Source organism: Streptomyces graminofaciens, from assembly GCF_030294945.1.
In the GTDB taxonomy this organism is placed as follows: Bacteria; Actinomycetota; Actinomycetes; order Streptomycetales; family Streptomycetaceae; genus Streptomyces; species Streptomyces graminofaciens.
In genome coordinates this window covers 6,697,516-6,712,273 of the sequence record NZ_AP018448.1, presented here as the reverse complement: position 1 = coordinate 6,712,273, position 14,758 = coordinate 6,697,516, and the positions used below count along the sequence as shown (strand labels likewise).

At 69.9% G+C, this 14,758-nt stretch carries 12 protein-coding genes and 1 tRNA gene; 6 read left to right on the top strand and 7 right to left on the bottom strand.

Going from position 1 to position 14,758, the window contains the following annotated elements; all coding sequences use genetic code 11:
• Positions 1–31: 31 nt before the first annotated feature.
• The 3 genes from SGFS_RS28975 to SGFS_RS28965 are packed head-to-tail and all read right to left on the bottom strand — an operon-like array spanning position 32 to position 3,608.
• Positions 32–970 carry a metal-dependent hydrolase gene (locus SGFS_RS28975; protein ID WP_286254645.1) on the bottom strand — a complete coding sequence of 313 codons (939 nt, stop codon included), beginning with the start codon at positions 968–970 and terminating at the stop codon, positions 32–34.
• Entirely contained in the window at positions 967–2,745 is a 1,779-nt protein-coding gene (locus SGFS_RS28970) for an SDR family oxidoreductase (protein ID WP_286260115.1), read from the bottom strand. The genes SGFS_RS28975 and SGFS_RS28970 overlap by 4 nt, the downstream gene beginning before the upstream one ends.
• Before the next feature lie 14 nt (positions 2,746–2,759).
• Entirely contained in the window at positions 2,760–3,608 is an 849-nt protein-coding gene (locus tag SGFS_RS28965; protein ID WP_286254642.1) for a M24 family metallopeptidase, read from the bottom strand.
• A gap of 365 nt (positions 3,609–3,973) precedes the next feature.
• On the opposite strand from SGFS_RS28965, the gene SGFS_RS28960 reads away from it, so the two are divergent.
• From SGFS_RS28960 to SGFS_RS28935, 6 genes are all read left to right on the top strand, one after another.
• Positions 3,974–4,963, top strand: coding sequence for an ABC transporter ATP-binding protein (locus tag SGFS_RS28960; protein ID WP_286260114.1), 990 nt, complete (start codon positions 3,974–3,976; stop codon positions 4,961–4,963).
• Positions 4,953–5,885, top strand: coding sequence for an ABC transporter permease subunit (locus tag SGFS_RS28955; RefSeq protein ID WP_286254641.1), 933 nt, complete (start codon positions 4,953–4,955; stop codon positions 5,883–5,885). The genes SGFS_RS28960 and SGFS_RS28955 overlap by 11 nt, the downstream gene beginning before the upstream one ends.
• Positions 5,882–6,793: an ABC transporter ATP-binding protein gene (locus SGFS_RS28950; RefSeq protein ID WP_286254640.1), complete on the top strand. Its 912-nt coding sequence runs from the start codon at positions 5,882–5,884 to the stop codon at positions 6,791–6,793. The genes SGFS_RS28955 and SGFS_RS28950 overlap by 4 nt, the downstream gene beginning before the upstream one ends.
• A gap of 10 nt (positions 6,794–6,803) precedes the next feature.
• A complete protein-coding gene (locus SGFS_RS28945; protein WP_286254639.1) occupies positions 6,804–7,523 on the top strand; it encodes an ABC transporter permease in 720 nt (239 codons plus the stop codon).
• A 278-nt stretch (positions 7,524–7,801) separates the two neighbouring features.
• Entirely contained in the window at positions 7,802–8,071 is a 270-nt protein-coding gene (locus SGFS_RS28940; protein ID WP_286254638.1) for an SGM_3592 family protein, read from the top strand.
• Between the two features lie 287 nt (positions 8,072–8,358).
• A tRNA-Ser gene (locus SGFS_RS28935) sits at positions 8,359–8,446 on the top strand.
• 727 nt (positions 8,447–9,173) lie between these two features.
• On the opposite strand, the gene SGFS_RS28930 is transcribed toward SGFS_RS28935, so the two are convergent.
• The 4 genes from SGFS_RS28930 to efeB all read right to left on the bottom strand — a co-directional run bounded on the left by SGFS_RS28930 (position 9,174) and on the right by efeB (position 14,758).
• Positions 9,174–10,037 (bottom strand): HAD family hydrolase, encoded by an 864-nt coding sequence (locus tag SGFS_RS28930; RefSeq protein WP_286254637.1) that lies wholly within the window; start codon positions 10,035–10,037, stop codon positions 9,174–9,176.
• Positions 10,034–11,311 carry a serine--tRNA ligase gene (gene serS / locus SGFS_RS28925; RefSeq protein WP_286254636.1) on the bottom strand — a complete coding sequence of 426 codons (1,278 nt, stop codon included), beginning with the start codon at positions 11,309–11,311 and terminating at the stop codon, positions 10,034–10,036. Before serS ends, SGFS_RS28930 begins: the two co-directional genes overlap by 4 nt.
• A 655-nt stretch (positions 11,312–11,966) precedes the next feature.
• A complete protein-coding gene (pheA, locus tag SGFS_RS28920) occupies positions 11,967–12,902 on the bottom strand; it encodes a prephenate dehydratase (RefSeq protein WP_286254635.1) in 936 nt (311 codons plus the stop codon).
• 461 nt (positions 12,903–13,363) lie between these two features.
• Positions 13,364–14,758 (bottom strand): iron uptake transporter deferrochelatase/peroxidase subunit, encoded by a 1,395-nt coding sequence (efeB, locus tag SGFS_RS28915; RefSeq protein WP_286254634.1) that lies wholly within the window; start codon positions 14,756–14,758, stop codon positions 13,364–13,366.

Below are 14,758 nucleotides of genomic sequence, written 5' to 3'. Positions count from 1 at the left end.
CCTGGCCCTCCTGTGCGGGTGGTGCGGGTGGTTACGCGGAGGCCGCCCGCTTTGTCGCCCCGGTGGCGGCACGCGCCGCGGGGGACTGTGCCAGGTACTCGACCGCCCGGCGCAGCGAACCCTCCTGCGAAGGATGGTAGGAGCGTCGCAGATAGCGGGGCACGGCCGAGCCGAGCGCCTTCCACGTGGGCAACAGGCCTTTGCGTATGGCTCTGTTGTGCGTGGCGAGGGAGTAGCGCAGGCGTCCGGCGAGCTGAGGGTCGTGGCGTATGAGGTACGCGGCGCCCCATGCCCAGAGGTAGAGCATCACCGGTGCCGTGATCGTCATGCCAACGACCCGGCGGGCGTAGCGGGGCAGGCCCTCGCCGCCGCAGTGTTGGTACATGTCGAAGGCGACCGCGCGGTGCTCGACCTCCTCCGCGCCATGCCAGCGCAGCAGATCGAGCATGACCTCGTCGGACCCGGCCCGGTCGAGCCCCTCGGCGGCCAGCACCCAGTCGCCCAGTACCGCCGTGAACTGCTCGATGCCCGCGATCATCGACAACCGGAAGCGCAGCCACTCTCTTGGTGGAATCGGCGCTCCCAGGGGAGGTCGCTCGCCGAGCAGTCTCTGGAAGAGGAAGTCGACGTACTTGGTGAAGGCCGCGGTATCGAGTCGCTGTGCCGCGAGATGGTCCAGCACATACGCGTGCTGCACGCTGTGCGTGGCCTCCTGGCCCATGAACCCCTTGACGTCCTGGAGCAGCTCCGGGTCCCTGACCAGCGGCAGGCCTTCCTTGAAGACCTTCACGAACCACCGCTCCCCAGCCGGCAGCAGCAGATGCAGCACATTGATGACATGGGTTGCGGTGGGCTCGTCCGGGATCCAGTGCAGCGGGGTCTTCTCCCAGTCGAAAGAGACCTTGCGCGGGGTGATCCTGCAGTGCTGCCCGTTCTCGTCCCGGGAGGCGTTGTCGTCCTGGTGGCTCACAGCGGGGGCTCCAGTCGGGCGAGCGCGCGCAGCGCTCTCGGGGTGAGGCGGGACATGAGACGGCCGCCGCGCGCCTCCGGGGTCACAGGGACGACCGCCTGGTTGCGTACGACCGCGCGCAGGACGGCGTCCGCGACCTTCTCCGGCGGGTAGTTCCGCAGTCCGTACAGCCGTGCGGACTTCCGCCGGCGCTGCCGTTCCTCCTCGGCGCTGACGCCGGCGAAGCGCGCGGTCGAGGTGATGTTGGTGTTGACGATGCCAGGGCAGATCGCCGAGACCCCGATGCCCTGACCGGCCAGCTCCGCGCGCAGACACTCGCTGAGCATCAGGACGGCCGCTTTGGAGGTGCTGTAGGCGGGCAGCGTCTTCGACGGCAGATACGCCGCTGCCGAGGCCGTGTTGACGATGTGGCCGCCCTGTCCGCGCTCGGCCATCTGCCTGCCGAAGAGGCGGCAGCCGTGGATCACACCCCACAGGTTGACGTCGAGGACCTTGCGCCAGTCCTCGGGCGTGGTGTCGAGGAAGGACCCGGAGAGCCCGATCCCGGCGTTGTTCACCAGCACGTCCACCACGCCGTACTCGGTGGCGACCTTCGCGGCGAGCTTCTCCATCTCCTGCTCGTCGGAGACGTCGACGGTCTCGGCCCAGGCCTCGGGCGCGCCGATCAGCCGTGACAGCTCGGCCGTGCGGGCCGCGCCCTCCTGGTCCCGGTCGACGGCGATCACGCGTGCGCCTGCCTCAGCGAACGCGAAGGCCGTGGCGCGCCCGATGCCACTGGCCGCGCCGGTGACCAGCACCAACTGCCCGCCGAACCGGGCCGCGTACTTTCCGGTGGTCACCGGGGCCGGCCGACCGCCCTCGGTGGCCGTGACGAACTCGCGGATCCAGGCCGACAGTTGGTCGGGGCGGGTGCGAGGGATCCAGTGCTTGGCGGGCAGGGTGCGGCGGGTCAGCCGCGGAGCCCACCGATCCAGATCGTCGTAGAGCCGCTCGGAGAGGAACGCGTCCCCGAGGGGCGTGATGAGCTGCACGGGCGCGTGCGCGTACGCGTCCTCGCGGGGGCTGGTCAGCCGGGCCCGTACGTTGTCCCGGTACAGCCAGGTCCCGTGTGCCGCGTCCGTGGGCAGCGACGGGGTGGGGTAGCCACCCGGGGGCAGCTTCTCGGTGCGGCGGAGCATGCCGGGCCAGCGCTTACCGAGGGGGCCGCGCCAGGCCAGCTCGGGGAGGACAGGGGTGTGCAGCGCGTACACGTACCAGGACCTGGCCCCCTGGCCGAGGAGCTGACCGACCCCGCGCGGGGTCGGTCGTTTCGCGCGCCGCTTGATCCAGTGACCGATGTGGTCGAGCGACGGGCCGGACATCGAGGTGAACGAGGCGATGCGGCCCTCGGCGCGCTCGACGGTCACGAACTCCCAGCCCTGCACCGAACCCCAGTCGTGCCCCACCAGGTGCACGGGCCGATCGGGGCTGACCGCGTCGGCGACCGCCAGGAAGTCGTCGGTCAGTTTCTCCAGAGTGAACCCGCCGCGCAGCGGCCGCGGCGCCGTCGACCCGCCGTGACCGCGGACGTCGTACAGCACCACGTGGAAGCGCTCGGCGAGCCGTACGGCGACCTCGGACCACACCTCCTTGGAGTCGGGGTAGCCGTGCAGGAGCAGTACCGTCGGCTGGTCGGGGTCGCCCAATTCGGCGACGCACAACTCGACCTCTCCCGACCGCACCAGGCGCTGCCGCGCACGGTCCAGCGTCACCTCACCCGGCACGTCGCCCGGCATGTCTCCCCGTTTGCTCACCCGCACTTCTCCTCCGCCCAGCGCCTGACATGCGGCAGGTCGTCGTCCAGCCAGAACGCGCTCTCCGCGGGGTCCCGGGAGTCGGTGACGACGAGGATCTCCTCGAACTTCGCGCCCGTGCCCCGGAATCCGAGATGCGGCTCGACCGCCCACAGCCCCGGCTGGGGCGGGTGGTCCGAGAAGCGGTACGGCGACCACAGCGGCGACCAGCCGTCCCGATGGCCGTGCAACGCGTCGCTCGCCAGCCCCTTCAGTGACTGTGTGCCGAATCCGAAAACATGCGGTGACCAGCGTCTTTCCTTCACCCGGTGCACCTTGTGGGCGATCACGCCGAAGGGATAGGCACGATGTCGGTTCGCGTATCCCTGGCGGACCATGAGCCGGTCCACGTCCTCGTAGATCTCGCGCAGCGGGCGGCGCTCGCGCACCTCGCGCAGGATCAGCTCGCGGTGCGCCTCCAGGTCCGCCATCAGCCGGTCGTGCAACGGGCTCGGGCCGAGACAGCCCGAGTAGCCGATGTCCGCCGTGAAGCCCTTGTACACAGGGGCCATGTCGAGGATGAACGGCATGCCCGCTTCGAGACGGCGGTCGGTGGGGAAGAACTGCAGCGGTATCCGGAAGTTCACGAACGCCGTGCGGTCGCCGAACCAGGCGAAGGGCAGATGGAACCAGTCCCGCACCCCGTGCTCGCGCAGCCAGCGGCGCTGCATCCGTGCCGCCTCGCGCTCGGTCACACCGGGCTTCAGCTGGGCCGCCACGGCTTCCGCGCACTCGTATGCGAGCCGCTGCACCTGCCTGAATGACCGCAGTTCCACGGAGAGTCCACCTGCCACTGCCGAGGTCATGTCACTGCCCCCACCTGTACTTGTCGACTGCGGTACGTGTTCGCAATGTGACACCAATGAATGTGACAGTTGTTGGAGGTCACGTCAATGGCGGTCTGTGGAGCCTGTGGAAAACCCGGCGGGCGGGCGCGGGCGGAAGACCTGGCGGGCAAGGTGTGGACGACTCACGGGCCCTCACGGGCACGAATGGACGACGCCGGTCGTTGGGGCTTTCGGCGGCCTCTGTCGTTCGACCTAAGGGTGACCCCTAGGGGGACCGGCGGCTGAGAACCCTTACGTTCCCGTACGACTCGAGGGTGAGAGCCAGACAGCTCTGCGGGGTGACGACGGCGAAGCGCCGCGCGCCTACCTTCGACATCGTGACTGTGATCGCGACCGAAAGCCTGAGCAAGCGGTTCCCGAGGGTGACCGCGCTTGACCGGCTCTCCGTGGACATCGGACCCGGTGTGACGGGACTCGTCGGTGCCAATGGCGCCGGCAAGTCCACACTGATCAAGATCCTGCTGGGTCTGTCCCCCGCCTCGGAGGGCCGTGCCGAGGTGCTCGGCCTCGACGTCGCCACGCACGGCGGCGCCATCCGCGAGCGCGTCGGGTACATGCCGGAGCACGACTGCCTGCCACCCGACGTCTCGGCCACCGAGTTCGTCGTGCACATGGCCCGCATGTCCGGACTCCCGCCGACCGCCGCGCGCGAGCGCACCGCGGACACCCTGCGCCACGTGGGACTGTACGAGGAGCGGTACCGCCCCATCGGCGGCTACTCCACGGGCATGAAGCAGCGGGTGAAGCTCGCCCAGGCCCTGGTCCACGACCCGCAGCTGGTCTTCCTGGACGAACCGACGAACGGCCTCGACCCGGTCGGCCGCGACGAGATGCTCGGCCTGATCCGCCGCATCCACACCGACTTCGGCATCTCCGTCCTGGTCACCTCGCACCTGCTCGGCGAGCTGGAGCGGACCTGCGACCACGTCGTCGTGGTCGACGGCGGCAAGCTCCTGCGCTCCAGTTCCACGCGGGACTTCACCCAGAGCACGGCGACCCTCGCGATCGAGGTCACCGACAGCGACGAGCACCCTGACGGCACCCGCGCTCTGCGCGAAGCGCTCCACGCGCGCGGTGTCACCGTCTCAGACGGCAGCGGCCTCCCGGGCGCCGGGCACATCCTGCTACTCACCGCCGAGGGCGAGGAGACCTACGACCTGGTGCGGGACACCGTCGCCGACCTCGGCCTCGGCCTGGTCCGCATGGAGCAGCGCCGACACCACATCGCCGAGGTCTTCCAGGACAACGACGAGTCGGCGGACACCCCGGCCTCCCAGAACGCACGGAAGGAGGCGGTCGGCCATGGCGGTTGAGCAGCACAGGGCACCGGCCCCGGCGGGCGCACAGCCCGCGCACGCGGGCGAGCAGACCCGCATCCACAACATCGGCTACCGCAGCTACGACGGCCCCCGCCTGGGGCGTGCCTACGCCCGCCGCTCGCTGTACTCGCAGTCCCTGCGCGGCGCGTACGGCCTCGGCCGCTCGGCCAAGTCCAAGGTGCTGCCGATGCTGCTCTTCGCGGTGATGTGCGTGCCCGCGGCCATCATGGTGGCCGTCGCGGTCGCCACCAAGGCCAAGGACCTGCCCATCGCCTACACGGACTACGCGGTCATCATGCAGGCCGTCATCGGCCTGTACGTAGCCTCCCAGGCACCGCAGTCCGTCTCCCGCGACCTGCGCTTCAAGACCGTGCCGCTGTACTTCTCGCGTCCGATCGAGACCGCCGACTACGTCCGCGCCAAGTTCGCCGCCCTGACCTCGGCGCTCTTCATCCTCACCGCAGTGCCCCTGCTCGTGCTCTACATAGGAGCGCTGCTGGCCAAGCTCGACTTCACCGACCAGACCAAGGGACTCGCGCAGGGACTGGTGTCCGTGGCACTGCTGTCGCTCCTCTTCGCCGGAATCGGCCTGGTGATCTCGGCGGTCACCCCGCGCCGAGGCTTCGGCATCGCGGCAGTCATCGCCGTGCTGACGATCTCCTACGGGGCCGTGTCCGCGGTCCAGGCCATCGCCGACGTGCAGTCCGGCGGCGAGATGGTCCCCTGGCTCGGCCTCTTCTCGCCCATCACGCTCATAGACGGTGTGCAGACGGCCTTCCTGGGCGCCACGTCCGCCTTCCCGGGCGGGCACGAGCCCTCCAGCGGGCAGGGAGTCGTCTACGTCTTCGTCGTCCTCGGTCTCATCGCGGGCAGCTACGGCCTGCTGATGCGCCGCTATCGAAAGGCCGGGCTGTGACCACGCTCAACATCGACCACGTCTCGCGCTGGTTCGGCAACGTGGTGGCGGTCAACGACATCACGATGACGATCGGCCCCGGCGTCACCGGCCTGCTCGGCCCGAACGGCGCCGGGAAGTCCACCCTCATCAACATGATGGGCGGCTTCCTCGCCCCCTCCACGGGCACGGTCACGCTCGACGGCCAGCCGGTGTGGCGCAACGAGCAGATCTACAAGCACATCGGCATCGTCCCCGAGCGCGAGGCGATGTACGACTTCCTCACGGGCCGCGAATTCGTCGTCGCCAACGCCGAGTTGCACGGACTCGGGGCGGTGGCCGCGCAACGCGCGCTCGCCACGGTCGAGATGGAGTACGCGCAGGACCGCAAGATCGCGACGTACTCCAAGGGCATGCGCCAGCGTGTGAAGATGGCGAGTGCCCTGGTGCACGAGCCGTCGCTGCTGCTGCTGGACGAGCCCTTCAACGGCATGGACCCGCGTCAGCGCATGCAGCTCATGGACCTGCTGCGGCGCATGGGAGACGAGGGCCGCACGGTGCTGTTCTCGTCCCACATCCTCGAAGAGGTCGAGCAGTTGGCCGCCCATATCGAGGTGATCGTCGCCGGGCGGCACGCGGCGAGCGGTGACTTCCGGCGCATCCGCCGGCTGATGACCGACCGTCCGCACCGTTACCTGGTGCGATCCAGCGACGACCGGGCCCTGGCCGCCGCGCTGATAGCGGACCCGTCGACGGCCGGCATCGAAGTGGACCTGGCCGAGGGCGCGTTGCGCATCCAGGCCGTCGACTTCGGCCGCTTCACCACCCTGCTGCCGAAGGTGGCCAGGGACCACGGCATCCGTCTGCTCACGGTCTCGCCGTCGGACGAGTCCCTCGAGTCCGTCTTCTCGTATCTGGTCGCGGCGTAGGAGGCCGAAGATGTATGACCCCACAGTCGCCCGGCTCACCTATCGGGCCCTGCTAGGCCGCCGCCGGGCGCTCATCCTCGGTGCGCTGCCCGTCCTGCTGATCGTGATCTCCGCGGCCGTGCGCAGCCTCAGCGGCGCCGACGACCAGGTGGCCGTGGACCTCCTCGGCGGGTTCGCGCTGGCCACGATGGTGCCGATCATCGGTGTCATCGCGGGCACGGGCGCCATAGGGCCGGAGATCGACGACGGCTCGGTGGTGTATCTGCTGGCCAAGCCGGTGAAACGGCCGACCATCATCGTCACCAAGCTCATTGTGGCCATCGCGGTGACCATGGTGTTCTCAGCGATACCGACGTTCGTCGCGGGCCTGATCCTCAACGGCAACGGACAGCAGATAGCGGTCGCCTACACGGTGGCGGCGTTGGTCGCGTCGATCGCGTACGCGGCGATGTTCCTGCTCCTCGGGACGGTGACCCGGCACGCGGTCGTCTTCGGGCTCGTCTACGCGCTGGTCTGGGAGTCCCTCTTCGGGTCCCTGGTGGACGGCGCGCGCACGCTCAGCGTCCAGCAGTGGGCGCTCGCCGTGGCCCACAAGGTCACCGACGGCGACCTCGTGACCTCGGACGTGGGGCTGCCGACCGCGGTGATCCTGCTGACGGCGGTCACGGTGGGCACGACCTGGTACGCGGGCCAGAAGCTCCGGACGCTGAAGCTGGCCGGGGAGGAGTGACCGGCCCCTCCGAGGTGTGTGCCGCCTCCCGGCGTGCGAGCTGCAGGGGTTCCGGCGTGCGGCACGGCTCGGGAGGGGCACGGTTCGGGAGGGACACGGCGCAGGGGCCCGCGCCTCGTCAGGCGCGTGGCTCCCGAGGTGTTCGGTTTCGGGCTTCGCGCCCGGGAGCGGAGAGGTGGAGCCTTCGTGATCTTGACGAGGGTTTCACGTAAGCCCAGGCACACTGGGCCGAGCTGATACGCAGCCAGAAGGGGTGGCCGGGAGGCAGGAGGACGGGGATGGCAGCCGAGGAACTGAACGGCGAGGCGCAGGCGGCGACCGGTCGTGCGGGCGGGGCCGGGGCCGAAGGCGAGGACGTCTGGGACGACATCGTGCTGGACGAGGACTTCATAGGGGCCGCGGAGACGGCCGAGCCGTCGGCACGGGCCCGGATGCTCGCGGCGCGCTGGCGAGAGCAGGCCCCCGACCCGCAGCCCTGGCGGTCGGACGAGCCGCCCGCCGGGTGGTTCTTCAGCAAGGCGCGGCGGCGCAAGTGGCGGCGCCGGTAGGCGCGGATGCGTAGCTGCTGCTCAGTGCCCCGGGGCGGTGGATATTCGGTGGCGTGCGGCTTGGCGTACGGGCACAGTGGTGATGTCCATGACGCCGGGTCGAGCCGGCGCCACGTACTGGGAGAGGAGCTCGGCGATGCTCGTCAGTCGCAGTACGTCGAGTTTCCTTCAGGGCAGCCCGCGGCGGTCTTCGGAGTAGTTACCCCTCCGTTCAGCCCGCCCCTGCGGGGAGTTGCCCGGGGCGGCCGCTTCGAGCACGCGATTCGTTTCGCGTGGGCCGCCCACCCGGAGGATTGGCCGAGTGGTAAGGCACCGGCTTGCTAAGCCGTGGTCGGGCCTGGAAAGCCCGCGCACGTTCGATTCGTGCATCCTCCGCCGTTTCGCTGTCGCTGTGACCTGGCCGGGTTCTGGGGCTGGGGTTTGTGCGGGAAGGGCCCGGGGTTGTGCTGGACAGGGCGTCTTGGGAGTGGCCGCCCGGGAGTTGGTGTCGGGTTAGGGGGCGTCGGAGAGCATGCCTGGTGCTGTGGCTGGGCGTGGTTGGGTGTCGCTCACCGGCGCTTGCCGGGTACCGCTGCGCCCACCCGTGCCGCCCCTAGGGCCTGCCTGACATTCCCGTCTGCCCCGCGACGCCATGCACGCCCTCTCGCCGTACCGGGCGCGGACCCAAGTACGTCCGGTACGAGGGTCTAGGCCTGGCATGCCGCGAACACGCACCTACCGGACACAGCCTCCCCCACTCTCGACTTCGCTTGAGCGGGCGGTGCCCCCCATCGCGGCGGGCGCGAGGGCGGGTGGTCCCCCCCAACGCGGCGGGCGCGAGGCCGGCCTCCGGGCGACGCCGGGAATGGTCAGACAGGCCCTAGCGGCACGATTTGCCCTGCGGTGGTGGCGGGCAGGTTGCCGTCTTCAGCGGCGTGGCTGCCTGCAGCTATGGCAGGCGGGCTTCGCCTCCACAGGGTGGGCTGTTGGGATTGGGGCGGGCGGCCTTGCCCGCTCTGGTGTCCACCCCAGCCGGGGCGGGGACTGTCTCTGGGGTGGGCGCTGCGCTCGTGGTCCCCTTGGGCACGAGCGGGTCCCGCAGTTGTGTTCAGCCGCCGAAGGTCTACTCGGCCCCGGGCAGCAGGCGTTCCAGTATCGCTGCGATGCCGTCTTCCTCGTTCGAGGAAGTGATCTCGTCGGCAACGGACTTGAGGTCCTTGTGGGCGTTGGACATGGCTACGCCGTGGGCGGACCAGGTGAACATGGGGATGTCGTTGGGCATGTCGCCGAAGGCGATGGTGTCGGCGCGCTTCGCGCCGAGGCGGCGGGCGGCCAGGCGGAGGCCGGTGGCCTTGGTGAGGCCGAGGGGAAGGAGTTCGACGATGCCCTCCCCGGCCATGGCGACCGTGACGAAGCCGCCGGCGGCCCGGCGGGAGGCCTCGGCGAGTTCGTCGGTGGTCAGGGTGGGGTGCTGTATGTAGATCTTGTTCAACGGGGCCGCCCAGAGGTCGGACACGTCCGTGAGCGGGGTGGTCGGCAACGAGCCGTGCAGGGCGTAGCCGGGGCCCACCAGTATCTCGCCCTCCAGGCCCGCGCGGCTCGCGGCCAGGAACAGCGGGCCGACCTCCGCCTCGATCTTGGCGAGAGCCACCGCGGCGAGCTGCCGGTCCAGGGTCACCGAGGTGAGCAGACGGTTCTCCCCGGCGTCGTACAGCTGTGCCCCCTGGCCGCAGACCGCGAGGCCCTGGTAGCCGAGGTCGTCGAGGATGTGCCGGGTCCAGGGGACGGCACGGCCGGTGACGACGAGGTGGGCGGCGCCCGCCGCGGTGGCCGCGGCGAGCGCCTCACGGGTGCGCTGCGAAACCGACTCGTCGGAGCGCAGGAGCGTTCCGTCGAGGTCGGTCGCGATCAGCTTGTACGGGAAGCCAGAGGGTTCCGTGGATGCCGAGCAGTCCGCGGAACCCTCGGCGGCAGCCGCTTCGGTCACTTGGCTACCGGCTCCAGGACCTCTCGGCCGCCCAGGTACGGGCGCAGGATCTCGGGGACACGGACGGAGCCGTCGGCCTGCTGGTGGTTCTCCAGGATTGCCACGATCGTGCGCGGGACGGCGCACAGCGTGCCGTTGAGCGTCGCGAGCGGCTTGACCTGCTTGCCGTCACGGACGCGGATCGACAGGCGGCGGGACTGGAACTCGGTGCAGTCCGAGGTCGAGGTCAGCTCGCGGTACTTGCCCTGGGTCGGGATCCACGCCTCGCAGTCGAACTTGCGCGAGGCCGAGGAGCCGAGGTCGGCGGAGGCGACGTCGATGACCCGGAACGGCAGTTCCAGCGACGTCAGCCACTGCTTCTCCCAGTCCAGCAGGCGCTGGTGCTCGGCCTGCGAGTCCTCCGGGGCGACGTACGAGAACATCTCGACCTTGTCGAACTGGTGGACGCGGAAGATCCCCCGGGTGTCCTTGCCGTGCGAACCGGCTTCGCGGCGGAAGCAGGGGGAGAAGCCCGCGTAGCGCAGGGGGAGGCGGTCGGCGTCGATGATCTCGTCCATGTGGTACGCCGCCAGGGCGACCTCGGAGGTGCCGACCAGGTACAGGTCGTCCTTGTCGAGGTGGTAGACGTCCTGGGCGGCCTGGCCGAGGAAGCCCGTGCCGGCCATGGACTGCGGGCGGACCAGCGCCGGGGTCAGCATCGGGGTGAAGCCGGCCGCGGTGGCCTGGGCGATCGCCGCGTTGACCAGGGCGAGTTCGAGGAGGGCGCCGACGCCCGTCAGGAAGTAGAAGCGCGAGCCGGAGACCTTGGCGCCGCGCTCGGTGTCGATGGCGCCGAGGATCGTGCCGAGCTCCAGGTGGTCCTTCGGCTCGAAGCCCTCGGCCGTGAAGTCACGGATCTCGCCGTGCGTCTCCAGCGTGACGAAGTCCTCCTCGCCGCCGACCGGGACGTCCGGGTGCACGAGGTTGCCGAGCTGGAGGAGGAGCTCCTGGGTCTCGGCGTCGGCCGCGTCGCGCTCGGCGTCGGCGACCTTGACGTCGGCGGCGAGCTGGCTCGCCTTCTTCAGCAGCTCGGCCTTCTCGTCACCCGAGGCCTTGGGGATCAGCTTGCCGAGCGACTTCTGTTCGGCGCGCAGCTCGTCGAAGCGGACGCCGGAGGACCTGCGCCGCTCGTCGGCAGACAGGAGGGAGTCGACGAGCGCGACGTCCTCTCCACGGGCGCGCTGGGAGGCGCGCACACGGTCGGGGTCCTCACGAAGCAGGCGAAGGTCAATCACCCCTCAAGGCTACCGGTGCGCGGTTCCGGCCCACGACTTGTATTCGCCCTGCGCCTCTTCTGTAGTGATTTGAACTAAATGTCGACTGCTTCGACTCGGGCGGCGAAAGTCAATGAAATGGTGCCCGCCTCCCTGAAAGGGGGCATGCGTGCCGCCTCTGGTTGACTCGACTCCCTTGTGGAGAACGGGACTTGGGGTCTCGCCGTCCACAGGGATCCACGGTGCCGGAAAGTTATCCACAGGCTGTGCGAAAGATCTGTGGACTGTGGGAGTGGTCATTCCGAGAGGGTTGCGCGGAACGGGAAATTTGCGGTTCAAACCATCTTCATTCCCACTTTCGAGTGGAAAAAGGTCGCCCCAAAGGGTGGAGCAGGGGAAACGGGTAGACGAAGGGTGACGTAACACCCTGTGGACAGAGGGGGTCCTGGAAGGGGATTTGTCGACCGATTGATGCTGCGTTGTCGACTTGTCCCCAGGTCGAGAAGGGTACCTGTGGATAACTTCTGTGGATGAAGAAAATAGGCAGGTAGGACCGGCCCGCAGACCAGTCGGCAGGTCGGCCCGCAGGTCGGCCCGCAGCGCTGACCCAGCGCTGACCCAGCGCTGACCCAGCGCTGACCTCAGAACCGGCACGAAGCCGGTCCCGGGACCGTCCTCAGAACCGGCCGTCCTGGCAGCGGGCCACCCAGTCCGCCGCCGCGACGAACTCCTCGTCCGAGGTGCCGGGCGATGTGGGCCGGACGTCCGCGACGTCGGAGTCGGCGCGCGGGTACGAGCCGAGGAAGCGCACCTGGAGGCAGATGCGCTTGAGGCCCATCAGCGCCTCGGCCACCCGGCGGTCGGAGATGTGGCCCTCGGCGTCGATGGCGAAGCAGTAGTTGCCGATGCCCTCGCCGGTCGGACGGGACTGCAGCAGCATCAGGTTGACGCCGCGGACGGCGAACTCGCCGAGGAGATCGCGCAGTCCGCCGGGGTGGTCGTCGCGCTGCCAGATGACGACGGACGTCTTGTCGGCGCCGGTCGGGGCCGCAGGACGCGCGGGGCGGCCGACCAGGACGAACCGGGTCTGGGCGTTCTCCGCGTCGTGGATCTCCCGCTCCAGGGGCTCCAGGCCGTACCGGGCCGCCGCGAACTCACCGGCGAAGGCGGCGTCGTAACGGCCCTCCTGGACGAGTCGGGCGCCGTCCGCGTTCGAGGCGGCTGACTCCCAGACCACGTCGGGCGGCAGGTTGGCCTTCATCCAGTTGCGGACCTGGGGCTGGGCGGCCGGGTGCGCGGTGACCGTCTTGATCTCCGAAAGCTTCGTGCCCGGCCTGACCAGCAGTGCGAAGGTGATCGAGAGGAGCACCTCGCGGTAGATCATCAGCGGGGCGCCCGCGACCAGCTCGTCGAGCGTGGTCGTGATGCCGCCCTCCACGGAGTTCTCGATCGGTACGAACGCGGCTTCGGCCTCGCCGTTGCGGACGGCGTCGAGTGCGGCGGGCACGGACACCATCGGGACGAGCTCGCGGGTCGCGGACTCCGGCAGCGTGCGCAGGGCGACCTCGGTGAAGGTGCCCTCGGGTCCGAGGTACACGTAGCTGGCTGGCATGGCCTCACCCTAATGGGCCCTACGCCGCCCGGCGCACGCGTCTCGCATCCACCACCCCTGCGGGATACGTACGGCCCTGGGGGCGCCCTTGCGCCTCCCTCGGCCCCCGGCGCGGCGCCCTTGCGCCTCCTCGGCCCCGGCGGCTGTTGCTGGGCGGGGGCAGGGTTCGCTCACCGGCGCTTGCAGGTGCCGCTGCGCTCACCGTGCCGGCCCCCCAGCGGAACCTATTGCCCCGCAGCCAGGACAGGTGCGGACGACAGGCCCTGGGGCCCTTCTGATGGATCTCCGCAGCGTCGCGACGCCCGGCACGCTCCCCCACTGCCTCAAGGGCGTGGGAGGTGCCCCCACTCGCCGCACCCGACGGAAGCCCTAGTAGCTCCGCTACGAGGACTTCCGTCCGGCACACCGAGAGCACGCACCGAACGCCGCTCCTTCTCCCACGGAGATCCATCAGAAGGGCCCTAACCCTCCATCAACCCCTGCCCCACATACCCACCCTTCGCCGCGCCCCCCGGCACCGCGAAGAGGCCGCTCGACTCGTGGCGGATGAACTTGGACAGGGCGTCGCCGCGGTCGAGCTTGCGTTGGACCGTGACGAAGCCGCGGAGCGGGTCGGTCTGCCAGCAGACGAAGAGGAGGCCCGCGTCCGGGATGCCGTCCTTGTCGATGCCGTCGTGGAAGGAGAACGGGCGGCGGAGCATGGCCGCGCCGCCGTTCTGGTCGGGGCGGCTGATCCGGGCGTGAGCGTTGATCGGGACCAGGAGCTTGCCGTCCGAGCCTGTCTTCTCCAGGTCCATCTCGGTCGTCTCGGTGGCCCCGCTGCCACCGCTCAGTGCCGCCCCGTCCGACTTCCGGCGGCCGATGACGTCCTCCTGCTGCTTCAGCGACAGCTGATCCCAGTCATCGAGGAGCATGCGGATACGTCGTACGACGGCGTACGAACCGTTGGCCATCCACTCCGGGTCGCCGGACCCGCCGGAGGCGGGCACGAAGATCCGCTCGTCGAAGTCGGACTCGGTCGGCTTCGGGTTGCGGGTGCCGTCGATCTGGCCCATCAGGTTGCGTGCCGTCATGGGGTGGGCCGTGGCACCCGGTGACCGGTTGAAGCCGTTCATCTGCCAGCGGACGCGGGCCGCGCTCCCCGCGTCCTTCTGGATCGCGCGCAGGGCGTGGAAGGCGACCAGGGCGTCATCGGCACCGATCTGCACCCACAGATCGCCGTTGCTGCGCGTTCTGTCGAGATGGTCGGAGGAGAAGTCGGGCAGCGGGTCCAGGGCGTCCGGGCGCTGCTTCTCCAGGCCGGTGCGGCCGAAGAAGCTGTGGCCGAAGCCGAAGGTGACCGTCAACGACGAAGGTCCCGCGTCGCGCGCGATACCCGTGTCGTCCTGCGCGGAGGGCTCCCCGGCCATCAGCCGCCGGGCCGTCTCCGACCAGCGGCGCAGCAGGGCGGCCGCCTCCTTCCGCCCGGCACCGGCCGCCAGGTCGAAGGCGACGAGGTGGCCGCGTGCCTGCAGCGGGGTGGTGATCCCGGGCTGATGTTTCACGTGAAACATGACCTCCCCCGCACCCAGGGAGGACACCGGTGTGACGTCCGAGGAGGAGCCGGAGGAGTCGGACGAGGACGCCGCCGCGTATCCGGCGGCGCCGCCCGCCGCGCCCAGAGTCAGGCCGGTCGCCCCGGCCGTGCCCAGGAGCCGGCGCCTGGAGATCGTTCCGCCGGAGAGCTCTGACGACGGGGTGTCGCCGTCCCGCCGTAGCTCCGAAGAGCTCGATGGCGACCGCGAGTCGTCCTGGGTTGCCCGCGCAGTTCCCCGCGACCCGGTGGGGGCGGAGCCCTCCTCGAAAAGTTCAGCCAT